Source organism: Chitinimonas sp. (genome assembly GCF_036568685.1).
Lineage (GTDB): Bacteria > Pseudomonadota > Gammaproteobacteria > Burkholderiales > Chitinimonadaceae > Chitinimonas.
Map to the genome: position 1 here is coordinate 100152 of NZ_DATCSC010000071.1, position 23762 is coordinate 123913.

Consider the following 23762-nt stretch of genomic DNA (forward strand, 5'->3'; position numbering starts at 1 on the left):
TATTGCGGGTTTCGGCAATTGGGAAAAACCAGTCCAGCCCCGATCCGGTGTCGCTGCAAGCCGCGCCCCGGTTAGAATGCAGGCTGTTGAGGCAGCAGGAGTGGCAAGATGAAATGCCCGTTTTGTGGGTCTGCGGACACCCAGGTGATCGATACCCGTCTTTCCGAGGAAGGCGACAGCATTCGCCGCCGCCGCCGCTGCAGCGCATGCGACAAGCGTTTCACCACCTTTGAGACCGCCGAGGTGCGGCCGCCCCAGGTGGTCAAGGCCAATGGCAACCGCGCCGACTATGAGCGCGAAAAGGTCAGGGTGAGCTTTCAGCGGGCCCTGCATAAACGGCCGGTACCAACCCAGCTGGTGGATGAGGCGATTGCCCGTATCGACCAGAAGGTGCTCTCGCTGGGTGATCGCGAGATCGATTCGCGTCGGATCGGTGAGATGGTGATGGCCGAGCTCGCCAAGCTCGACAAAGTGGCCTATATCCGCTTCGCCTCGGTCTATCGGAGCTTTCAGGATGTCGACGACTTCCGCGATGCGATCCGCGAAGTCAGCAAGAACTGACCGCAGTAGCGGCGAGAGGACAAGCAGCTCATGAGCTTCAGCCCCGACGATCATCGCCATATGGCCGCTGCGCTGCGGATTGCCGAAGGTGGGCGACGCATCAGCACCCCCAACCCCAGTGTGGGCTGCGTGCTGGTCCAGGCGGACAGGGTGGTGGGCATTGGTCATTCCCAGCAGGCCGGCGGGCCGCACGCCGAGGTCATGGCCATGCATGATGCTGCCAGCCGGGGCGAGACGATTGCAGGCGCTACCGCCTATGTGACCTTGGAGCCCTGTGCCCATCAGGGGCGTACGCCTCCCTGCGCGCGTGGTCTGATCGAGGCGGGGGTGGGGCGGGTAGTTGCCGCCATCGAAGACCCCAACCCCCTGGTTGCCGGCAAGGGCTTTGCCATGCTGCGCGAGGCAGGCGTATCGGTCCAAGTCGGGTTGATGGCGGCCGAGGCGCGTGAATCACTACGTGGCTTCCTGAGCCGTATAGAACGGGGCCGACCCTGGCTGCGGCTCAAGATTGCCGCCAGCCTCGATGGCAAGGTCGCCCTGGCCAATGGTGAGTCGCAATGGATCACCGGTCCCGAAGCGCGTGCCGATGTGCAGCGCTGGCGGGCGCGCTCCTGTGCCATGCTGACCGGCAGCGGCACGGTGCGGCTGGATGACCCGCTGCTCACGGTACGCGAGGTTGACGGCCAGCCTTGGAACGGGCGGCAACCCTTGCGCGTGGTGCTAGATAGCCGGGCGCAGATGCCGGTAACGGCGAAGATGCTGACTGCGCCGGGCAAGGCCCTGGTGGTGACGGCAAACGCGCCGGCGGCCCACCGGGTGGCGCTGGAGGCGGCGGGGGCCGAGGTATTGGCCTTGCCCGATGCGCACGGCCGGGTGGATCTTGCCGCGACATTGCAGGCCCTGGGCCAGCGTGGTATCAACGAAGTCACCGTAGAATCCGGCGCCCGGCTCAACGGCGCCTGGTTGCAGAGCGGGCTGGTTGACGAGGTGGTGCTCTACCAGGCACCGGTGCTGCTGGGGGGCGATGCCCGTGACCTGGCGGACTTCTCGCTGACATCGCTGGCCGAGAAGCTGGCACCCAAGGTGGTCGACATCCGCCAGGTCGGCGCCGATATGCGCTATACGCTGCGCTTCACCCACTGAGGGCCAAGTCATGAAGATCGCCATCCTGACCTTCGACGGGTTCAATGAGCTCGATTCCTTTATCGCGCTCGGTATGCTCAACCGCCTGCGTAACGTGGGTTGGCAGGCCGAGATCACCGGCCCGGGGGAGCAACTGACCTCCATGAATGGTGTGAGTATCGCCCCGCAACGGCCGCTGGAATATGCCAACGAGGCCGACGTCGTCCTGTTCGGTAGCGGTATAAAGACGCGCGAAGTAGCCGCCGACGCTGAATTGATGGCCCGTTTGCAGCTTGATCCTGGGCGTCAGCTGATCGGTGCCCAGTGTTCGGGTACCTTTCTGATGGCCAAGCTGGGCTTGATTGGCGATCTGCCGGCCTGCACCGACCTGATCTCCAAGCCCTGGGTACAGGCGGCGGGTGTCGATGTGGTCGATGCACCTTTCCATGCCGAAGGCAATCTCGCTACCGCTGGTGGCTGCCTGGCCTCCCAGTATCTGGCTACCTGGGTGCTGTTGCGCTTGGCCGGCGAGCAGCAGGCTCGCGAGGCGCTGCACTATGTGGCGCCGGTTGGTGAGAAGGCGAGCTATGTTGATCGCCTTTTGAGCGTGGTCCGCACCCATACCCGCGAGCGACAACCTGCCTGATACCCAGGCCGGATTGACGCCCCTGCCGTAGCGGGCTATCACGATTAGGCGGCGCTCTGCCGATTCGTGTCTCGCTGTGGGGTATCCATGTACACCGGCATTGTTGAAGCTACCGGCAAGATTGCCACTGTCACGCCGCTGGCAGGGGAAGACCTGCGGGTCATGGTAGTCAGCGAGCGTCTGGATATGGGCGATATCGCCGTTGGTGACAGTATCGCCGTCAACGGCGCGAGCATGGCCGTGGTCGCGCGTAGCACGCACAGCTTCAAATACGATATTTCCATTACCACCCAGCGCACCACGGTTGGGCTGGAGGACCCCGGCCGCGAGGTCAACCTTGAGAAGGCCATGCGCCTAGGTGAACGGCTGGGTGGGCACATGGTGGCCGGCCAGATCGATGGACTGGGGGAAGTGCTGAAGTGCGAGACGGTAGGCGAGGGCCGGACGCTCCTGGTCGAGGTTGACCGCAGCCTGGCCAAGTTCATCGCGCTCAAGGGTGCGATCGCGGTCAATGGCGTGTCGCTCTCCATCAGTCAGATCAAGGACCATGGCGAGCAATGCCTGTTCTCGGCCAGCCTGGGCGGGCATCTGCTGGAAGCCACCAACCTGCGCCTTCTGCAGGTGGGGGACCAGGTCAACCTAGAGGTTGATATGGTTGCCCGGTATCTCGAACGCTTGCTCCCCGGGCGTCTGCGCAGCCACTAACAAGGCCCTTCTGGCGGTGCTGTGCAAGTTTGCCGTACTACTTGTACTGTCCATTGCACGCGCCTGCTCTTGCACGCCCAGCCAAGAACCGCCGCGCTGGGCTTGCCATTACTACCTGCGTTTCTTGCCCTGCGGCTTGGTTGCCTTGGCTTTGCCCTTGTTGGCAGGCTTGGCCTTGGGTGCCGGTGGCAACAGGCTGGGATCGAGGTAGGCGGCGCGGATGCGTTGCGCCAGCTCATGTACCGCCATGGCGTATAGCGTGCTGCGGTTATAGCGCGTGATGGCGTAGAAGTTGCCCAGGCCCAGCCAGTAGCGTGTCACGCCCGGTTCGTGTTCCAGCGGCGCCAGCACGGCCAGGGGGTCGCCCGGCGCCTCGCCTAGCGGCGTTACGCCATAAGCCGCCAGCTCGCTGACCCGGTAGTGCAGATTGAATTTGTCGTCGACCAGGGGCTGGAACTGGTCACCGTCGACCTTGGCCTCGATCACCAGCGGCTGGCCACACTGCCAGCCGTGCTTGGCAAAGTAGTTGGCGACGCTGGCCAGCATGTCGCCGGTGTTCTGCCAGATATCATGCCGGCCGTCGCCGTCCCAGTCCGCCGCGTAGGCGTGAAAGCTCGAAGGCATGAACTGGGGTGCACCCATGGCCCCGGCGTAGCTGCCCTTGAAGCTCAGCGGGTCGGCGTGCTCATCGCGCGCCAGCAGCAGAAATTCTCGCAGCTCCTTGCGGAAAAATTCGGCGCGACGAGGGTAGTTGAAGGCGATGGTAGAGAGCGCGTCCATGACCCGGAAGCTGCCAGTGTTGCGCCCCCACAGCGTCTCTACACCCAGGATGGAAACCAGGTATTCCGGCTCCACACCGTACTGCTCAGAGACGGCGGTCAGCAGGGCGGCATGTTCCTGCCAGAAGGCCACTCCCAGCCGGACGCGGGTGTCATTCACAAAGTCCGGCCGAAAGGCGTAATAGGGGCGGCTGGTAGAGGGGCGGTCGAGGATGGCCAGGATATTGGGTTTGTAGACGACCTGGGCGAACTGCGCATTCAGTGTGTCCCGATCAAAACCAGGCTCTTGCACCATTTCGTCGATAAAGGCCTGCACGTCGGTGCGCTGGTTGAAGTCCGGTGCGGCTTCATCGGCCAGGCAGCTGGCAGCGGTCAAGGCGGTCAAGCCGATCAAAAGGGTACGCAGCATCAAAGGGAATCCGGTAAGTCGCCACTCTGCGAGGTCGCCAGGGCTGCCTCGGGTGGCGGAAGGAGGTATCAGTGGTGCGACAGCGCCGAAGACAAGAGGCGGGCGGTGATGTCGACGATGGGTATGACGCGCTCGTAGGCCATGCGGGTAGGGCCGATGACCCCCAGCGTTCCCACGATCTGGCCGTTGACTTCATACGGCGCGGTGACGACCGAGCATTCGTCCAGCGGAGAGAGACCGGCCTCCTGGCCGATAAAGATCTGCACCCCGGCTGCGTGCTGGCCGTGGTCCAGCAGCTGGAGGAGGGCGGTCTTTTCCTCGAATACCCGGAACAACTGCCGTAGGCGCTGCACATTGCCGGACAGCTCGTCTACCCGCAGCAGATTGCTTTCGCCGGTGATCACCACTGGCGAAGGGTCGTCTGCCATGGCCTGGCTGCCAGCCTCGACCGCCGCATTCATCAAGGTGGTGATATTCCCCTGCAGGTGGCGCAGGTCTTCATAGACGGTGGCACGTACCTCTTCCAGCGTCTTGCCTACGCAGTGCTGGTTCAGGAACTGCGTCGCCTCGCTGAGCTCCTGCGGGGTGTGTTCACGCTCGGTCAGCAAGATGCGGTTCTGCACATCGCCATCGGCAGTGACCAGGATCAGTAGCACCCGCTTCTCAGCCAATCGCACGAATTCCACCTGCGCCAACGGTATGCCGCGTCGCTTGGGCGTCATGACCACGCCAGCAAACTCGGTCAGCTGCGACAGCAAGGACGAGGCGGCGGCGACCGCACGGGTCGGGTTATCCGGCTGCAACTGCCCCTGCAGTTCGCGAATCTCGAGCTGTTGCAGCGGCTGGATGGTGATCAGCTTGTCGACGAACAGGCGATAGCCGAGCGAGGTCGGCACCCGTCCTGCCGAGGTATGCGGGCTGGTGATCAGGCCGAGCTCCTCCAGATCCGACATCACATTGCGGATAGAGGCGGGCGACAGCTCCAGGCCGGAATACTTGGAGAGGGTACGGGAGCCGACGGGCTGTCCTTCGGCGATATAACGCTCGACCAGGGTCTTGAGCAGGATTTGCGCACGTTCGCTGAGCATGCGCCGATTGTAGCGCGTGCACTACTTGCGGCAAGCCTGTCCGGCAAGTTGTAAGTGGTATGGCACCGGCTCTATTTGCTGCGACGCAACAGCTCAACGCGCCACTATTGTGAGGGCGGCCGCTCCCGGCGTAGTCTGCGGCAGCGTGTCGCCACGCTTTTGTGTACCACCTGTATTCCACGTCTCCAGTCGGGAGTGTTCCATGCGTTTGTTGCCGTATCTGCTGTCTGCCGTTCTGCTGTCCCTGTCTGCCGCTGTTGCGGCCGAGCCGCTGCGCATCGCGCTGGAAGGGAAGTACCCGCCTTTCTCCGAGATCGACGCCAAGGGCAACCTGGCTGGCTTTGACATCGATATCGCCAAGGCGCTGTGCAAGGAGATGAAGGCCGACTGCAAGCTGGTCCAGGTGGACTGGGACAACCTCATTCCGGCACTCAACAACAAGAAGGTCGATGCCGCCATCGCCATGATGTCGATCACCGACGAGCGCAAGAAGCTGGTGGACTTCACCGACAAGTACGCCAACACGCCGGCCTTCTTCTTTGCCAAGGCACACCGCATTCCCTTCGTCTTCATCACCCCCAAGCGGGTTGCCAAGATGACCATCGGGGTGCAGGTGGATACTACCTATGATCGCTACCTGACCGCCAAGTACGAAGGTAGCTCGCAGATCATCCGCTACAAGGGTGCAGACGAGATGTACGGCGCGCTGGCCAAGGGCGAAGTGGACATGGTCATGGATGACGTGGTCGCCGGCTACTATGGCTTCCTGCAAACCCCCAAGGGCAAGGGCTTTGAGCTGGTCGGTTCGGCCGTGATCGACAGCAAGTTCTTTGGCGAAGGGCAGGGCATTGCCCTGCGCAAGGGTGACCAGGCGCTGAAGGAACGCTTCAACAAGGCCCTGGCCACCATCCTGGACAATGGCGTGTACCAGGAAATCCAGCGCAAGTACTTCGTTTTCAATATCTACTGAGCCTTCGACATGGCGCGCCGGCAGGTAGCAAACGCTTCCAGCAGCCTGCTCGCGTTGCCCAACGTGGGCCCTGCTACTGTGGCCGACCTGCACCTCCTTGGCATTACCGAAGCCGAAGGGTTGCGAGGGCAGGATGGCTACGCCATGTACGCCACCTTGTGCGAGCGTACCGGCCAGCGGCACGACCCCTGCGTGATCGACGTTTTTCTCTCCATCGTCCACTTTGTCGAGACTGGCGAGGCCCGCAAGTGGTGGGACTTTACCGCTGAGCGTAAGCGGCACTTGGCGGGGCGCTAGGCGCTCGTTGTTAGCTTGCGTACAACGGCCGCTTAGCAAGGCGCCTGCCCTTGTGGTTAAATTCCTGCCATGAGCATGCTCTTCAAGAAAATCGCCCTGGTGGCGCGTCGCAATAGTCCCAATATCGGCGAACCCTTGCGCCGCCTGGCGGCCTTGCTGTGCCAGCATGATTGCGGTGGCATCATCCTTGATGCCGATACCGCTGCCGAACACCCGATTGCCGATGCGGTGGTCGTGCCGCTGGAGCAGGTCGGCAAGGTTGCGGACCTCGTGATTGTGTTGGGCGGTGACGGGACGATGCTGTCCATCGCCCGGCTGGTGGCGCCGTACCGTATTCCGCTGGTCGGCATCAACCAGGGCCGCTTGGGCTTTATGACCGATGTCGGTGTGGACGATATCGAAACCGTTATTCCGCGCATCCTCAACGGTGACTTTGTGCCTGAGGAGCGCATGCTGCTGTCGGCCAAGGTGATCCGCGACGAGCGTGAGGTGCATTCGGCCCTGGCCTTCAACGACGTGGTCTTCAGCCGTGGCTCGCTCGGCGCCATGATCGAATTTGAAATATTTATCGACGACCAGTTCGTCTACAGCCAACGCTCCGATGGGCTGATCGTGAGCACCCCGACCGGTTCGACCGCCTACGCGCTGGCATCTGGTGGCCCTATCCTGCACCCGACCGTACCGGCCATTGCCCTGGTGCCAATCTGTCCGCAGACCATGACCGCCCGGCCTATTGCCGTGAACGATGCCTCCACCGTCGAGTTCATGCTGACGCGTGGCTCCGAGGTCAAGGTCCACTTTGACGGTCATTCCCACTTTGATCTGCAGGAGATGGACCGCGTCACCATCAAGCGTTATCGCAATTCGCTGCGCATCCTGCACCCGGTCGGGTACAACTACTACGACATGCTTCGCCACAAGCTGCACTGGGGCGAGCGTTTGTTCTGAGCCGGCCCGGCCTACCCGCCAAGGCGCCGGTGGTGCCCGGCATCACGCCCAACCTGTCTGACTGACCCCTATGCTGCTATCCCTGCACCTGCGCGATTTCGTCATCGTCGAAGAGCTGGACCTGGATTTCGCCGGTGGTTTTACCGTGCTGACCGGCGAGACCGGCGCCGGCAAGTCTATCCTGATCGATGCCCTGTCCCTGCTGCTGGGCGAGCGGGCTGAGACCGGCGTGGTCAGGCACGGTGCCGACAAGGCCGACCTGTCTGCCCACTTCGATGCACGTGGCCGCTCGGCTTTGCTGGAGCGCCTGAACGAGCATGCGCTCAATGGTGACGACGACAATCTGCTGCTACGCCGCGTGATCGATGCCAGCGGTCGCTCGCGGGCGTTCATCAACGGCCAGCCCGCGACGCTGGCGCAGTTGCGTGAGGTGGGTGAATTCCTGGTTGATATCCACGGCCAGCACGCCCACCAGTCGCTGATGCGGCCAGAGGCCCAGCGCAGCCTGCTGGATGCGTATGCCGGCCAGACTGAGCTGGCGCGGCAGGTGAAGCAGGCCTTTGCGGCCTGGAAGAAGGCCGAGGAGCGGCTGACACTGGCCAGCAAGCACGAGGGCGAGTTCGCTGCAGAGCGCGAACGCTTGCAGTGGCAGATCGAGGAGCTGGCCGTACTCAAGTTGGCTGAGGGCGAGTGGGCCGAGCTGCAGACCGAACATAGCCGTTTGAGCCATGCCGCCAGCTTGATCGAGGGCGGCCGGCAGGCGCTCGATGCCTTGTCGGAAGGTGACGTCAATGTGCAGTCCCTGCTCGGTAGCGTGCAGTCCCGCCTGGCCGACCTTGCGGCGCTGGACCCGAGCCTGGGCGAGACACTGGATCTCTTGGCTGCCGCCGACGCCAATCTCTCTGAAGCCGTGCATGCACTGCGTCACTACGCCGACAGGGTGGAGCTGGATCCCACCAGATTGGGCGAGGTGGAGCGGCGCATGGACGACATCTACCGGCTGGCACGCAAATACCGCATCGAACCGGAGCAGTTGCAAGAGCGGCTGGTGGCTTGGCAGGCTCGGTTGGCTGAGCTGGGCGGTGGCGAGGGGCTGGCCACGCTGGAAGCGGCAGTGCGCGAAGGCGAGGTGGCCTATCGTGCCTTGGCCGAAAAACTGGGCAAGGCGCGGCGCAGCACGGCGACCACGCTCAGCAAGGCGGTGAGTAAGGAAATGCAGGCCATGGCCATGGCCGGCAGCCGTTTCGAGATTGCCCTGTTGCCGCAGGAGCAGCCAGCTGCTTATGGCTTGGAACAGGTCGAATTCCAGGTGGCGCCACACGCCGCGGCACCGGCCCGGCCGCTGGCCAAGGTGGCGTCCGGTGGCGAATTGTCGCGCATCAGCCTGGCGCTGCAGGTCATTACCAGCAAGGTCGCGGCCGTTCCTACGTTGATTTTCGACGAAGTGGATGTGGGCATTGGTGGCCGAGTGGCCGAGATCGTGGGCCAGTTGCTCAAGCGGCTGGGCGAGCGCCACCAGGTGCTGTGCATCACCCATCTGCCGCAGGTGGCTGCCAGTGGCGATCATCAATACCAGGTCAGCAAGACCCAAACGCGCCAGACTGTCAGCAGCCATATTGCCTACCTCGACCAGGCCCAGCGCATCGAGGAGATTGCGCGCATGCTGGGTGGCGTGGACATTACCGACACCACCCGCCGCCATGCAGCGGAAATGCTGGGCGTAGTTTGAGCGGCGTCATGATGGAGCCTGCAGACTTCATGCGCCTGGCACTGGCCCAGGCGGCCGAGGCGGCAGCGCGCGGCGAGGTGCCGGTCGGCGCGGTGCTGGTCAAGGGCGGCAAGGTGATCGCTACCGGCAGCAATGCCCCCATTGCCCTGCATGACCCCAGCGCCCATGCCGAGATGCGCGCCTTGCGTGCAGCGGCGCAGATTCTTGGCAACTACCGCCTGCCCGGTTGCGAGCTCTATGTCACCCTGGAGCCTTGTGCCATGTGTGCCGGTGCCATCATGCATGCCCGTCTGGCCAGGGTCTGCTATGCCGCGGCCGATCCTAAAACCGGCGTGGCCGGTAGCGTGCTTGACCTCTTTGGCTATGCCCAGCTCAACCACCATACCGAGGTGGTGGCGGGGCTGCTGGCCGACGAAGCCAGCCAGCAACTGAAGGATTTCTTTGCCGAGCGGCGGCGCTTGGCCAAGCAGGCCAAGGCGGATTCCGCCTGATCTGAAAGTGGTATTGTTGCGGTATGGTATTGACCGCGCTTATTCTGTGGCTCTGCTGCACTTCCTGTTTGTGATGCGGAGACCACATGAGAGCCATTTGCCTGCACCTCATACTCGCCTGCTGCATGCTGATGGCCTTGCCGGCCGTTGCGCAGGATCCGGCTGACTACAAGATCGTCGCCTACTACTTCAGTGAGGCGTCGGAGCGCTTGGGCTATGGTCCTGAGCGTATACCGGCAGACAAGCTTACCCATCTGATGTACGCCTTTGCAGAGGTGAAGGATGGTAAGGCCGTACTGACACCGACCGCAGAGGGCCGGCGCCAGTTGGCCGGCTTGCAGGCGCTGAAACGGCAGTACCCCAAGCTGCGTACCTTGCTTTCCATTGGTGGCTGGGGCGGCTCCAAATACTTTTCCGATGTCGCACTCGACCCTGAGGCCCGGCAGCGCTTTGCCGGCAGCGCCGTGGCGCTGATGCGCCACTATGGCTTTGATGGTCTTGATATCGATTGGGAATACCCGGTTGAAGGCGGTGCCGAGGGCAACATCGTGCGACCGGCGGACAAGACCAACTACACCCTGCTGCTGCAGGCCGTCCGCGCCGCCTTGGACAAAGCAGGCAAGCCGGCCGGTCGGCACTACCTTTTGACCAGCGCCACCGGCGCCGGCGAGCGTTGGCTGAACCATACCGAGATGCGCGAGGCAGTGCGCTACCTCGATTGGGTCAACCTGATGAGCTATGACTTCAATGGTCTATGGAACAAGTTCTCCGGCCATGTGGCGCCGCTCTACCATGACCCTGCCTACCAAAGGGACGGTACCTCGCCGCTGTCCAATGTCAGCAGCGCCATCGACCTTTACCGTAAAGCGGGCGTACCGGCAGACAAGATCATGTTGGGCCTGCCTTTCTATGGTTATGCCTGGAAGCAGTGTGCACCTGCCGGTAACGGCCAGTACCAGGATTGCAACGGTCCTGGCGGCGGCGCAAACTCGGAGGGCTCGATACGCTACGGCGAGCTGGCGACCCATTTCATCGACCGCAACGGCTACACGCGGCACTGGAACGACGTCACCAAGACGCCTTACCTCGTCCGACTGGAGACCGGGGAGTTCATCAGCTACGAAGATGTGGAGTCGCTGGACTACAAGCTGCAGTTCCTCAAGGCGCAGCGGCTGGCCGGTGCGATGTTCTGGGAGTTGACCGGCGACCCGGACGGCGTGCTGCTCGACAGGCTCAATCTGCGTTTGCGCAAGGCGGGGCGCTAGGAGGGGCAGTGCTTTTTTGGGGTGCGTAGTCAAAATGCAGCGGATTACATCGCAAGCGGCTTGTATTATTACTACATAACCGTGCGATGCCGGTACCGCCGGTGTCTGCCATAAGTACTACCACCCAAGCCAGGAGTGCTTCTTCCATGCAACGCAGCACCAAGATCGTCGCTACACTGGGGCCCGCTACCAATGAGCCGGATGTCCTGACCCGCCTGATCGCCGCCGGCGTCAATGTCGTGCGGCTGAACTTCTCCCATGGCAAGGCCGAAGACCATATCGCGCGCGCGCAGATGGTGCGCGAGGTCGCCGCCCGCCTCAACCTGCCGGTTGCCATCATGGTCGACCTGCAAGGCCCCAAGATCCGTGTGGGCAAGTTCGAAAAGAACAAGATCAACCTGGAGCCTGGCCAAGCCTTCATCCTCGATGCAGCCTGCGAGATAGGCAATGACGAGCGCGTCGGACTCGACTACAAGGAACTGCCGCGTGACGTCAGCACCGGTAGCGTGCTCTTGCTGGACGACGGTCGCATCGTACTGGATGTCGAGACCGTACACGGTAGCGCCATCCATACCCGCGTACGCGTCGGTGGCGTACTGAGCAACAACAAGGGCATCAATCGCCAGGGGGGCGGTCTGTCCGCGCCGGCGCTGACTGCCAAGGACATGGACGACATCAAGGTCGCCGCCCAGCTGGAGGCCGATTACGTTGCCGTCTCCTTCCCCAAGAGCAGCGCCGATATGTATATGGCCCGCACCTTGATCCAGGCGGCCGGTAGCAAGGCCCAGGTCGTAGCCAAGATCGAGCGCACCGAAGCCATTGCCAACCTCGAGGAACTGATCGACGCTTCCGACGTGATCATGGTGGCCCGAGGCGACCTGGCCGTCGAAGTGGGTGATGCCGCTGTGCCGGCCCTGCAAAAGCGGATGATCCGGCTGGCCCGCGACAAGAACAAGCTGACTATCACCGCCACCCAAATGATGGAGTCCATGATCACCAGCCCGGTGCCGACCCGCGCCGAGGTCAGCGACGTGGCCAACGCGGTGCTCGACGGTACCGACGCCGTGATGCTGTCGGCCGAGACCGCAGCCGGCAAGTACCCGGTGGAGACGGTGGAAGCCATGGCGCGTGTCTGTATCGAGGCTGAGAAGTCTTCCGACTACCGCCTGGATCGCGACTTCCTGAGCCGTGACCTGACCCGTGTTGACCAGTCCATTGCCATGGCAGCACTGTTTACTGCCATCCACCTCAAGGTCAAGGCGATCGTGGCCCTGACCCAGACCGGTGCCACGGCCCTTTGGACCAGCCGGGTCAATTGCGGCGTACCCATCTACGCCATGACCCCAGAGCTCGGCGCCTACCGCCGGCTCAGCCTGTTCCGTGACGTGTTTCCCATGACCTTGGCACACGATTGCGACCAGCAATCGCTGTTGACCTCGGCCGAGGTCAAGTTGCTGGAGCATGGCCTGGTGCAGCCGGGTGACCTGATCGTCATCACGGTGGGTGACACGGTGGGCCAGATGGGTGGCACCAATACCATGAAGATCGTGCGGGTTGCCCAGCGATAAGTTGAACGCGACCGCCCAATAAAAAACCGCCTTTAGGGGCGGTTTTTTATTGGGTATAAAACCGTGGGTTGTTCATGGGGAGGCAGCGGTATTTAAAGAAATTAAAAATAAGTTATTCCAAATATACGAATTAATTGGTTATTAAATTCAATACCGGTATGGCATGGTGCTGTTGGAAATTAGTAAATAAATTCATATGCTTCTGGTCCATTCTTACAAATTTGGTTTAAGCTTTGAAATCAGATTCTGCGTGCGTAGATAGAAAATAGGGGAGGCGGATATTTCCAGCCTGAAACTACCGCGGGAGATTGAAGCAAAGTTGGCCGTCGCCAGGCTGCCAGCCATGCCGGAGGTTTTGCTGAAGCTTTTGCAGCTTTGCCAGAACGAGGCCAGCAATTTCGCGCAACTGACCGAACTGATCGCGCAGGACGCCGCCTGCAGCGCCAAGGTCATTGCTGCGGCCAATGCGGTCGGCCGCCAGCCCGCCAGCCCTATCACCCGGCTTGACCAATGTCTGCTGCGCCTGGGCAAGGATGCCATCAAGACTCTGGTGATCGGCGAATCGGTATTCCAAGTGTTCCATTCCTTCGCGGGTCATCGCGCTGGCGATCTGCGCCGTTTCTGGTGTCATACCCTTACCACTGCCGTACTGGCCAAGGAGCTGGCCGATACTGTGGGCTATCCCCATGGTGAGGAAGCCTATCTGGCGGGCCTGTTGCATGACGTTGGCCGCTTGGGCTTGCTGGCCGCTACACCGGAGCGCTACGCGACGCTCTTGTTGCATGACGATACCGATGCCCTGTGCGCCTTGGAGCAGCAAGTGCTGCAGACCACGCATGCTGCCGTTGGCGCCTGGTTGATCGGCCAATGGCGCATGGGTGGCTTTATCGCCGACAGCGTGCGCTACCACCACGAGGACCCGGCAGCCCTGCGAGATGCCCATCCCTTGATCCGTATCACCCACGTGGCGAACCGCCTGGCGCGCGTGCTGTACCAGCAAACCATGGACCGTGAGCAGGTAAGGTTGGCGGAAGAGGTGGCCGAGCAACTGTGTGGCATCGACGTACCGCGTTGCCGCAGCCTGGGTAGTGCCGCCCGTAGCCAGGTGGTCAAGATGGCCTCCCGCCTTGGTATCGATGTCGGTGCCATCAGCCTGAACCTGGAGCAGGACCCGGACGCTACCCAATTGCTGCCGGTCTGGCGCGATGAAGCGGCCACGCAGCGGGCTTTGACTGATGCGGTACAGCAGATGGTGCTGTGCCAGCTTGTCCGGCTACAAGGGGCTACCGTTGGTGATGCCCTGGCGCAGGGCGAAGCGGGGTTGCTGCGCCAGTTCGCCCGGACCTTGCATATCCTGTTCGGCCTTTCCTGTCCGGTGGCCTTTCTGCGCGAACCCGGCCAGCACCTCGCACGCGGCCTGCCCTTGAACGAAGACTTGGCGCATCTGGCCGAGCTCACCCTGCCGCTGCCACCTTCCGACTGCCTTGCGACGAGAGCATTGCAGGCTGATCGGGTGATCGAGATCGATGCCGGCAGGGCGCAGCAACTGCTGGATCGCCAAATGCTGGCCAATCTGGGGGCTGAGCGCCTGCTTTGCGTACCGATGCGGGTGCAGGGCGACGTGCTGGGCTTGTTGGTGCTCCGGGGCGACGGGGCAGAACTGGCAGTGCCATCGCCGTTGCTGCTGGCGCTGGCTGGCCAGGCGGCCAGTGAACTCTTGCAGTTGCGCGAGCGGCAGGAGGCGGCCCGAATCGAGGCACAGCAGATGCAGGCTGCCTACCGTCAGCAGGGACGAGCCATGGTGCATGAGGTCAACAACCCACTCAGCATCATCAAGAACTACCTGGGCATCCTCGCAGGCCAGTTGACGGATGCAGAGCGTGTACCGGCTGGCGATATGGGCCGGGAGCTGCAGATCATCCGCGAGGAAATCCAGCGGGTAGGGAACATTCTTGCCCGCATGGGCGAGCCCCCGCTTGGATCGGTGTCGTCGGCAGCGTGGTTTGACATGGCTGGTCTGGTGGAAGAGGTGGCCGCCTTCTTTGAGGAGCTGGTGTTGGCCGTGCCGGGCGCTGCGTCAGGCGTACGGCTGTCCAGCCGGGTGGAAGCTCAGCTGCCTGCGGTGCGGGGCGATCGTCAGGCGGCCAAGCAGGTGCTGCTCAATCTGGTCAAGAACGCGCTGGAGGCGCTGGCTGGCCGTGCTGGGCAGGTAAGCCTGGATGCGACTGGCCTTGTCCACCGCGATGGTGATGTGTTCGTTGAATTGCAGATCCGCGACGATGGTCCAGGTATGCCACCGACGTTGCTGGGGCAGCTGTTTCGACCGATCAAGAGCAGCAAGGGTAATGGTCACCAGGGGCTGGGGCTGACCATCGTCAAGGAATTGATGGACGGCCTAGGGGGCCATATCACCTGTCGTTCCGGGCGGTACGGTACCGAATTCTCCCTGTTGCTGCCGGCACAGCAACAAGGCGGTGCAGCGACGTTGGCGGTTGTTGCCAACGATCAAGCGGTGCATTGAGCATGGACAAGCAGATAACAAGGGTCAGTAGCGGGGGAGCAGGCGTGGACAACCATATGCAGCATGATAAGCGACGAAGCGTATCGCCGGCACAGATCAGGGCGGACAAGGATCCGATCCGGCTCCTGCTGGTGGATGATGAACCCATCCTGTTGGCCAGCCTGGAGGCACTGCTGGCGCCGTATGACTACCTGATCCTGAGCAGCGAGGATGGGGGCGGGGCGCTACGCCTGCTGGCCGAGCACCGCATCGACCTGGTATTGCTGGACCTGGGCCTGCCCGATATCTCCGGCCACCAGGTCATGGACGGCATGCATGCCATGGGGCATGACGCCGAGGTGATCGTGGTGTCGGGCAATTCCGATATCGATTCCGCCATCGGTGCGCTGCGCCGCGGCGCCTATGACTATGTGCGCAAGCCCTACGAGCCAGAAGACCTGATCCAGAAGGTACAGAATGTGCTGGCCAAGCGCCGGCTGGAGCGCGAAAACCAGCAGATCCGTTCACGCCTGGCCGATTCCGAGCAGATGTACCGCTACCTGGTCGATGCCTCGCCAGACCTGATCTATATGCTGGACCCCTGGGGCAACTTCTCCTACGTCAACGAGCGTGCCGAGTCCTTGCTGGGCTACGACCAGTCCGACCTGATCGGACGGCATTTTGTCGAGCTGATGCACGAGGACGACATTTCGCTGGCTCACTATGTCTTCAATGAGCGGCGGCGCGGGCCGCGCGCTGCCCGCAATGTGGAGCTACGGCTGCGCTGCGCACCTGGCTACGCTGAGCGTAACCACACTGCTGCCGATGGCTACATCACCATCTCACTCAACGCCACCGGGGTCTATAGCCAGAAGTCCTCCGACGGCCGCGAGGACCTGTTTCTAGGCACCTACGGCGTTGCCCGTGATGTCTCCGACCGCAAGCGTGCCGAAGCGCGCGTGGCCTACCACGCCTATTACGACCCGCTGACTGACTTGCCCAACCGGGTGCTGTTCAACGACCGTCTGTCACTGGCGCTGATCCAATCACACCGGCATGGTGAGCAGTTGTCGCTGGTCTTCCTGGATCTCGACCGCTTCAAGAGCATCAACGACACACTGGGCCACGTGAAGGGTGATGAGCTACTGCGCGAGGTCAGCCTGCGGCTCAAGGCTGCGGTGCGCAAGACCGATACGCTGGCCCGCCTGGGAGGCGATGAGTTCGCGATCTTCCTGCCCGACGTCGGCTCCCGCCAGGAGGCCGAGGCTACCGTCCGGAAGATACTGGAGGAGCTGCGTCGCCCCTTCTATTTGGACGAGCAGGAGTGCTATGTATCCTGCAGCGTGGGTATGGCCCACTATCCACAGGATGGCACTACCCCGGTCAGCCTGCTGCGCCGTGCCGATATGGCCATGTACCATGTCAAGGATGAGGGCAAGAACGGCTTTGCCCACTTCTCCCACGACATGCAGTACGCCGCCGACCACACCTTGGCGCTGGAGTCGGAATTGCATCGTGCGCTCGAACGCAAGGAGTTCGAGATGTACTACCAGCCACAGTACAAGGTGGGTCCGCTGGAGATGGTCGGTTGCGAGGCGTTGATCCGTTGGCACCATCCACAGCGAGGCCTGCTCACCGCCGGCGAATTCATCGGCCTGGCCGAGGAGGCCGGCATGATAGAGGACCTCTGTCGTTGGTCTTTGCGGCAGGTCTGCAAGGACCTGCATAAATGGCGCGCACACGATATGGAGAACTTCCGGGTGGCGGTGAATATCTCGCCCAAGTACCTGGAACGACCCAATTTCGTGGAGGAGGTATTGGCCAATCTGCAGGAGTTCCAGATCGACCCGGCCACCTTGGAGCTGGAAATCACTGAGAACATCTGCATCCGCCATGTGGCCGAGACCATAGGCAAGCTGGAGGAATTGGCGCGCTGCGGGCTCAATATCGCCATCGATGACTTCGGCACCCGCTACTCCTCGCTCAACTACCTACATCGGCTGCCGTTCCATACCATCAAGATCGACCAGTCCTTTGTGCGCGACGTGGATGAGAACACCACCCGGGCGCCGGTCATCACTGCCATCATCGCTATCGCCAAGGGTTTGGACCTCAATGTGGTGGCGGAAGGGGTGGAGACTTCGGCGCAGATGCGTTTTCTCGAATCCCTGGGCTGCCCCGAGATGCAGGGCCACTTCTTCAGCGATGCAGTGCCTGCCGCCGAGATCGCCCTGCGCCTGCCGGCGCTGGCTCGTTTGGCGCCGCTGGAGGCAATGACCCTGATCTGAGTTGACGGTTAATCCTGAACTGCAATGAACAACGCCGGCCGGTCGTGAGACCGGGCCGGCGTTGTTTTGCCAGATGCGCTGCTTACTTCTTGCGGGCCGGCGGCAGATCGGTACAGCTGCCTTCGAATACCTCGGCGGCGAGGCCGATGGATTCACCCAGCGTAGGGTGCGCGTGGATGGTCTTGCCAATATCCACCGCATCGGCGCCCATCTCGATGGCCAGGCAGATTTCGCCCAACATGTCGCCTGCATGGGTACCCACCATGGCACCACCGATGATGCGATGGGTTTCCGCGTCGAAGATCAGCTTGGTGAAGCCTTCGTCACGGCCGTTGGCGATGGCGCGACCGGAGGCGGCCCAGGGGAAGACGGCCTTCTCGATCTTGATGCCGCTGCGCTTGGCATCGTCCTCGGTCACACCTACCCAGGCGACTTCCGGGTCGGTATAGGCCACGCCGGGTATCACGCGGGCATCGAAGAAGGATTTGTGACCGGCGGCAACTTCCGCCGCCACATGGCCCTCGTGCACCGCCTTGTGAGCCAGCATGGGCTGGCCGACGATGTCGCCGATCGCGAAGATATGCGGCACATTGGTGCGCATCTGTTTATCGACCTCGATAAAGCCGCGGTCGGTGACCGCCACACCGGCGTTTTCGGCACCGATCAGCTTGCCATTGGGCAGGCGGCCGGCGGCGACGAGCACCATATCGTAGCGTTGCGGCTCCTTAGGGGCTGCTTCACCTTCAAAGCTCACGTAGATGCCGTCCGGCTTGGCTTCCAAGGCGACCGTCTTGGTCTTGAGCATGATGTTGTCGAAGCGGTAGGCATTCATTTTCTGCCAAACGCGTACCAGATCGCGGTCCGCACCTTGCATCAGGCCGTCCATCATCTCGACCACATCGAGCCGTGCACCCAGAGTGGAGTACACCGTGCCCATCTCCAGGCCGATGATGCCGCCACCGATGACCAGCATCTTCTTGGGTACGGCCTTCAGCTCCAGCGCGCCGGTGCTGTCGACGATGCGCGGGTCTTCCGGAATAAAGGGCAACTTGGCCACGCGCGAACCGGCCGCGATGATGGCCTGCTTGAATTTGATCACCTGCTTCTGACCGGTCTTGTCCTGGCCTTCGCCGGTGGTCAGCTCCACTTCCAGATGATGCGGGTCGAGGAAGCGACCGTAGCCGCGGACCACGTCCACCTTGCGTGCCTTGGCCATGCCGGTCAGGCCGGTGGTCAGCTTGCCGATCACCTTTTCCTTGTAGCCACGCAGCGCGTCGATATCGATCTCCGGTTCCGGGTACTTGATACCGTTGGCGGCCAAGTGACGCACCTCGTCGATCACCGCTGCGTTGTGCAGCAGCGCCTTGGATGGGATGCAGCCCACGTTCAGGCACACACCGCCCAGGGTGGCGTAGCGCTCGACCAGGACGGTCTTGAGGCCCAGGTCAGCAGCACGGAAGGCAGCCGAGTAGCCGCCGGGACCGCCGCCGAGTACCAGTACATCGTATTCGGCATCGGCCCCACCGCTGTGGCTGGCCGCCTGCGGGGCAGGGGCGGCAGTGGGGGCCGGAGCGGCAGCCGGTGCGGGGGCCGAGGGCGCGGTTGCGACAGCGCCAGCAGCCTCCACAGTCGCGATCAGCGAGCCTTCGGAGACCTTGTCACCCACCTTGACATGGATGGCCTTGATCACGCCGGCACCGCTGGCCGGCACTTCCATGCTGGCCTTGTCGGTTTCCAGGGTGATCAGCGAGTCTTCCAGGGCGACCGTGTCGCCCACCTTCACGAAGACCTCGATCACGTCGACATTCTTGGCGTCGCCGATGTCGGGTACCTTGAGTTCGATCACATTGCTCATGGCGGCCCCTTACAGCATCAGCCGGCGAATATCGCCCAGCACTTGCGACAGATAGGTCGTGAAGCGGGCGGCCGAAGCCCCATCGATCACGCGGTGGTCGTAGCTCAGCGATAGCGGCAGGACCAGGCGCGGCGCAAATTCCTTACCGTTCCAGACCGGCTTGATGCTGGACTTGGAGACACCCAGGATGGCCACTTCCGGCGCGTTGACGATAGGCGTGAAGGCGGTACCGCCTACACCACCCAGCGACGAGATCGAGAAGCAACCACCTTGCATGTCGGCCGGCAGCAGCTTGCCGTCACGGGCCTTGGCTGCCAAGGCGCTGGTCTCGGCAGCGAGCTCCAGCAGCGACTTCTTGTCTGCATCACGGATCACCGGGACCACCAGGCCATTGGGCGTATCGGCAGCAAAACCGATGTGGTAGTACTGCTTCAGCACCAGATTGTCGCCATCGAGGCTGCTGTTGAAGTCCGGGTATTGCTTCAGCGCGGCCACCACGGCCTTGATGATGAAGGCCAGTGGGGTGAGCTTGAGGTTCTGCTTTTTCAGCTCCTCGCCCATTTCCTTGCGGAAGGCTTCCATCTCGGTGATATCGGCCTCGTCGAACTGCGTGACGTGCGGGATCATCACCCAGTTACGGGCCAGGTTGGCGCCGGAGATCTTCTTGATACGGCTGAGCGGCTTGGATTCGACCGGACCGTACTTGGCGAAGTCGATCTTGGGCCAGGGCAGCAGGTCCAGACCGGTACCACCGCCTGCCGGTGCTGCGCTGGAGGCTGCAACGGCGCCGCTGAGCACGCCCTTCACATAACTTTGCACGTCGCTGGCCACAATACGGCCCTTGGGGCCGCTGCCCTTGACCTTGCCCAGGTCCACGCCCAGCTCGCGGGCGAACTTGCGTACCGAGGGGCTGGCGTGGGCAGCTCTAAAGCTGGCTTCGTCGACCTTGGCGGCCGGTGCTGCCGCCGGAGCCGGTGTTGCAGCCACTGGGGCGGGCGCAGGCGCTGCCGGTGTCGGGGTAGGCGCTGAGGCTGGTACAGCTGCCGCGGGGGCAGCAGCAGCGCCGCTGCTGGCCAGGGTCAGGATCAGCGTGCCTTCCGAGGCCTTGTCGCCGACCTTGATAGCCAGGCTTTGTACGACGCCGGCGGCGGGCGAGGGGACTTCCATGCTGGCCTTGTCGGTTTCCAGCGTGATCAGCGAGTCGTCCTGCTTGACCGTGTCGCCAACTTTGACGAAAACCTCGATCACATCCACGTTCTTGGCGTCGCCGATATCCGGCACCTTGACTTCGATGGTGGTGGCAACCACTGCCGCTGCAGGTGCTGCGGCGGAAACCGGTGCAGCTATGGGAGCTGGGGCCGGTGCGGGTGCAGGGCTGGCGGCAGCCGGAGCGGGGGCCGCTGCGGTAGCGCCGACTTCAATCACGGCGACCACGGTGCCTTCGCTGGCCTTGTCTCCCACCTTGAGGCGGACTTCCTTGACCACGCCGGCAGCGCTGGCGGGCACTTCCATGCTGGCCTTGTCGGTTTCCAGCGTGATCAGCGAGTCTTCGAGCTTCACCACGTCGCCGGGTTTGATAAAGACTTCGATCACGTCGACATCCTTGGCATCGCCGATGTCGGGCACTTTCAGTTCGATCAGATTGCTCATATGCGTTCCTGCGAGGGTTCGAGGCGGGCGCGGCTCATAGCCGGCCCCTTGCTATGCAAGCGTGCGGGGCACTGGCCCCGCTCGCTCCCCACGTCAAATCAAACGGTCCACGGTGCCGGCTTGGCGCTGTCGATGCCATATTTGGCGATCGCTTCGGCCACCTTGGTGCGCGGCAGCTTGCCTTCGTCGGCCAGTGCCTTCAGCGAGGCGACCACCACGTAGTGGCGGTTCACTTCGAAGAAGTTGCGCAGCTGTTCGCGGGTGTCGGAGCGGCCAAAACCGTCGGTACCCAGCACGACATAGCGTTGCGGCACAAAGGCACGGATCTGTTCGGCAAAGAGGCGCATATAGTCGGTGGCGACCACGACCGGGCCTTGGCGGTCCTTGAGCAGCTGAGCCACGTACGGCACCTGCGGCTCGGCAGTCGGGTTGAGCAGGTTGTGGCGCTCGGCGGCCATGCCATCGCGGGCCAGCTCGGTAAAGCTTGGGCAGCTCCAAAGGTCGGCCTCGACGCCCCAGTCTTCCTTGAGCAGCTTGGCGGCGGCAATGACCTCGTTGAAGATCGTGCCCGAACCCAGGAGCTGCACGCGCAGATCACCTGCGCCACCGCGCTTGAGTTCGTACATACCCTTGATGATGCCGGCCTCGGCACCTTCCGGCATGGCCGGGTGCTCGTAGTTCTCGTTCATCAGGGTGAGGTAGTAGTACACATCCTCTTGTTCAGCGTACATGCGGCGCATGCCGTCCTGGATCACCACGGCCACTTCGTAACCGAAGGTGGGGTCATAGCTGACGCAGTTCGGGATGGTGGCCGACATCAGGTGGGAGTGGCCGTCTTCGTGCTGCAGGCCTTCACCGTTCAGCGTGGTCCGGCCGGCAGTGCCGCCGAGCAGGAAGCCGCGGGTACGCATGTCGGCAGCAGCCCAGGCGAGGTCGCCAATGCGCTGGAAGCCGAACATCGAGTAGTAGATGTAGAACGGGATCATGGGCACGCCGTGCGTGCTGTAGCTGGTGCCGGCGGCGATCCAGTCAGCCATGCCGCCTGCCTCGTTGATGCCGTTCTGCAGGATCTGGCCAGCCTTCGATTCCTTGTAGAACATCAGCTGGTCGGCATCTTGCGGTACGTATTTCTGGCCGTCCTGGTTCCAGATGCTGACCTGGCGGAACAGGCCTTCCATACCGAAGGTACGGCTCTCGTCGACCACGATGGGCACCACATGCTTGCCGATGTTCTTGTCCTTGAGCAGCTGGGTCAGCATGCGGACAAAGGCCATGGTGGTGGAGTATTCCTTGCCTTCACCCGAACCCTTGAGCAGGGCGTCGAAGCCCGACAGGGCCGGCACTTCGAGCGGGTAGGCCTTGGTACGACGTTGCGGCAGATAACCACCCAGCGCCATGCGGTGGCCGCGCATGTATTCCAGCTCCGGCGAGCCTTCGGCGAACTTGACGTAGGGAATCTCCTCCAGCTTGTCGTCCGGCACCGGAATGCCAAAGCGGTCGCGGAACTGGCGGATGGAGTCCAGATCCAGCTTTTTCTGCTGGTGGGTGATGTTCATCGCCTCGCCGGCCGAGCCCATGCCATAGCCTTTGACCGTCTTGGCCAGGATCACCGTGGGCTTGCCTTGCGATTCGTTGGCAGCCTTGAAGGCGGCGTAGATCTTGGCCGGGTCGTGGCCGCCGCGGTTCAGGTCCCAGATGTCCTTGTCGGACCAGTCGTGCACCAGGGCCTTCAGTTCCGGGGTGTTGAAGAAGTGCTCGCGCACATAGGCGCCATCGCGCGCCTTCATGGTCTGGTACTCACCGTCGATGACTTCCATCATGCGCTTGGCGAGGATGCCCTTCTTGTCGCGGGCAAACAGGGCGTCCCACTTGGTGCCCCAGACGAGCTTGATCACATTCCAGCCCGAACCGCGGAATTCGCCTTCCAGTTCCTGGATGATCTTGCCGTTACCGCGCACCGGGCCGTCCAGGCGCTGCAGGTTACAGTTGATCACGAACACCAGGTTGTCGAGGCGCTCGCGGCCGGCCATACCGATGGCGCCCAGCGATTCCGGTTCATCCATCTCACCGTCACCGCAGAAGGCCCAGACCTTGCGGCCTGCGGTCTTGGCAAAGCCGCGGTCTTGCATGTATTTCATGAAGCGGGCCTGGTAGATCGCCATCAAGGGGCCCAGGCCCATCGACACGGTTGGGAATTGCCAGAAGTCCGGCATCAGCCAGGGGTGGGGGTAGCTCGACAGGCCATTGCCGTTCACTTCCTGGCGGAAGCTGTCCAGTTGTACCTCGGTCAGGCGGCCCAGCAGGTAGGCGCGTGAATAGATGCCGGTGGCGGAGTGGCCCTGCACGAAGATCAGGTCGCCGCCGTGGTTGTCGCTGGGGGCGTGCCAGAAGTGGTTGAAGCCCACGTCATACAGGGTGGCTGCCGAGGCAAAGGAAGCGATATGACCGCCCACATTGGTGTGCTTGTTGGCACGCACCACCATGGCCATGGCGTTCCAGCGCGTGTAGGCGCGGATCTTGTGTTCCATCGTGGTGTCGCCGGGGAAAGCCGGCTCGGCCTCGACGGGGATGGTGTTGATGTATTGCGTGGTCGCGCTGTACGGAATGTTCGCGCCGCGCTCGCTGGCTTCTTCGATCAGCTTTTCGATGATGAAGTGGGCGCGCTGAGGGCCCTCTGCCTCAATCACGCCACTCAGTGCGTCCAGCCATTCCCGCGTTTCAAGCGGATCGAGATCGTCGTTGTGCTCAGCCATCTTGGGTACCTTGTGGGTGCGTCGTTATAGGAATTCAAAACCGTACGCCGCCCAAAGGGCTGGGCTTGTGGCCGGGCAGGGCAGGGCGTGCGGGAATAGAGGGGCACGCGCGATCCGAAGCGGATCATGCGGAAAGAA

Annotated in this window: 18 protein-coding genes; 13 read left to right on the forward strand and 5 right to left on the reverse strand. The window is 62.6% G+C overall.

The window, feature by feature from the left end:
• Positions 1 to 108: 108 nt before the first annotated feature.
• The 4 genes from nrdR to VIM95_RS11195 all read left to right on the forward strand — a co-directional run bounded on the left by nrdR (position 109) and on the right by VIM95_RS11195 (position 3034).
• Complete coding sequence (gene nrdR / locus VIM95_RS11180) at positions 109 to 561, forward strand: transcriptional regulator NrdR (RefSeq protein WP_331985637.1); 453 nt, start codon at positions 109 to 111, stop codon at positions 559 to 561.
• A 30-nt stretch (positions 562 to 591) separates the two neighbouring features.
• Entirely contained in the window at positions 592 to 1704 is a 1113-nt protein-coding gene (ribD, locus tag VIM95_RS11185; protein WP_331985639.1) for a bifunctional diaminohydroxyphosphoribosylaminopyrimidine deaminase/5-amino-6-(5-phosphoribosylamino)uracil reductase RibD, read from the forward strand.
• 10 nt (positions 1705 to 1714) lie between these two features.
• On the forward strand, positions 1715 to 2329 hold the full coding sequence (locus VIM95_RS11190; RefSeq protein WP_331985641.1) for a DJ-1/PfpI family protein: 615 nt from the start codon (positions 1715 to 1717) through the stop codon (positions 2327 to 2329).
• A gap of 87 nt (positions 2330 to 2416) precedes the next feature.
• Positions 2417 to 3034, forward strand: coding sequence for a riboflavin synthase (locus VIM95_RS11195; protein WP_331985643.1), 618 nt, complete (start codon positions 2417 to 2419; stop codon positions 3032 to 3034).
• Positions 3035 to 3145: 111 nt separating this feature from the next.
• Here VIM95_RS11195 and mltB read toward each other — a convergent pair whose 3' ends face one another.
• Both mltB and hrcA read right to left on the reverse strand, forming a co-directional pair.
• Positions 3146 to 4222 (reverse strand): lytic murein transglycosylase B, encoded by a 1077-nt coding sequence (gene mltB / locus VIM95_RS11200; RefSeq protein WP_331985645.1) that lies wholly within the window; start codon positions 4220 to 4222, stop codon positions 3146 to 3148.
• A gap of 68 nt (positions 4223 to 4290) precedes the next feature.
• Positions 4291 to 5310: a heat-inducible transcriptional repressor HrcA gene (gene hrcA / locus VIM95_RS11205; protein ID WP_331985647.1), complete on the reverse strand. Its 1020-nt coding sequence runs from the start codon at positions 5308 to 5310 to the stop codon at positions 4291 to 4293.
• A gap of 202 nt (positions 5311 to 5512) precedes the next feature.
• On the opposite strand from hrcA, the gene VIM95_RS11210 reads away from it, so the two are divergent.
• The 9 genes from VIM95_RS11210 to VIM95_RS11250 all read left to right on the forward strand — a co-directional run bounded on the left by VIM95_RS11210 (position 5513) and on the right by VIM95_RS11250 (position 17366).
• The gene (locus tag VIM95_RS11210; protein ID WP_331985649.1) at positions 5513 to 6280 is read left to right on the forward strand and encodes a transporter substrate-binding domain-containing protein; all 768 of its coding nucleotides are present in this window, start codon (positions 5513 to 5515) and stop codon (positions 6278 to 6280) included.
• 9 nt (positions 6281 to 6289) lie between these two features.
• Entirely contained in the window at positions 6290 to 6577 is a 288-nt protein-coding gene (locus VIM95_RS11215) for a helix-hairpin-helix domain-containing protein (RefSeq protein ID WP_331985651.1), read from the forward strand.
• A gap of 69 nt (positions 6578 to 6646) precedes the next feature.
• Entirely contained in the window at positions 6647 to 7525 is an 879-nt protein-coding gene (locus VIM95_RS11220) for an NAD kinase (RefSeq protein WP_331985653.1), read from the forward strand.
• 70 nt (positions 7526 to 7595) lie between these two features.
• On the forward strand, positions 7596 to 9254 hold the full coding sequence (recN, locus tag VIM95_RS11225; RefSeq protein WP_331985655.1) for a DNA repair protein RecN: 1659 nt from the start codon (positions 7596 to 7598) through the stop codon (positions 9252 to 9254).
• 8 nt (positions 9255 to 9262) lie between these two features.
• On the forward strand, positions 9263 to 9745 hold the full coding sequence (tadA, locus tag VIM95_RS11230) for a tRNA adenosine(34) deaminase TadA (RefSeq protein ID WP_331985657.1): 483 nt from the start codon (positions 9263 to 9265) through the stop codon (positions 9743 to 9745).
• An 86-nt stretch (positions 9746 to 9831) separates the two neighbouring features.
• Positions 9832 to 11010, forward strand: coding sequence for a glycoside hydrolase family 18 protein (locus tag VIM95_RS11235; RefSeq protein ID WP_331985659.1), 1179 nt, complete (start codon positions 9832 to 9834; stop codon positions 11008 to 11010).
• A 146-nt stretch (positions 11011 to 11156) separates the two neighbouring features.
• The gene (gene pyk / locus VIM95_RS11240) at positions 11157 to 12578 is read left to right on the forward strand and encodes a pyruvate kinase (protein WP_331985661.1); all 1422 of its coding nucleotides are present in this window, start codon (positions 11157 to 11159) and stop codon (positions 12576 to 12578) included.
• Positions 12579 to 12921: 343 nt separating this feature from the next.
• Complete coding sequence (locus VIM95_RS11245; protein WP_331985663.1) at positions 12922 to 15099, forward strand: HDOD domain-containing protein; 2178 nt, start codon at positions 12922 to 12924, stop codon at positions 15097 to 15099.
• A gap of 56 nt (positions 15100 to 15155) precedes the next feature.
• Entirely contained in the window at positions 15156 to 17366 is a 2211-nt protein-coding gene (locus VIM95_RS11250; protein ID WP_331985665.1) for a putative bifunctional diguanylate cyclase/phosphodiesterase, read from the forward strand.
• Between the two features lie 82 nt (positions 17367 to 17448).
• On the opposite strand, the gene lpdA is transcribed toward VIM95_RS11250, so the two are convergent.
• From lpdA to aceE, 3 genes are all read right to left on the reverse strand, one after another.
• A complete protein-coding gene (gene lpdA / locus VIM95_RS11255) occupies positions 17449 to 19221 on the reverse strand; it encodes a dihydrolipoyl dehydrogenase (protein WP_331985667.1) in 1773 nt (590 codons plus the stop codon).
• Between the two features lie 9 nt (positions 19222 to 19230).
• On the reverse strand, positions 19231 to 20871 hold the full coding sequence (aceF, locus tag VIM95_RS11260) for a dihydrolipoyllysine-residue acetyltransferase (RefSeq protein ID WP_331985669.1): 1641 nt from the start codon (positions 20869 to 20871) through the stop codon (positions 19231 to 19233).
• Between the two features lie 98 nt (positions 20872 to 20969).
• Positions 20970 to 23624, reverse strand: a complete 2655-nt coding sequence (gene aceE / locus VIM95_RS11265) for a pyruvate dehydrogenase (acetyl-transferring), homodimeric type (RefSeq protein ID WP_331985671.1) — start codon at positions 23622 to 23624, stop codon at positions 20970 to 20972.
• Positions 23625 to 23762: the final 138 nt, after the last annotated feature.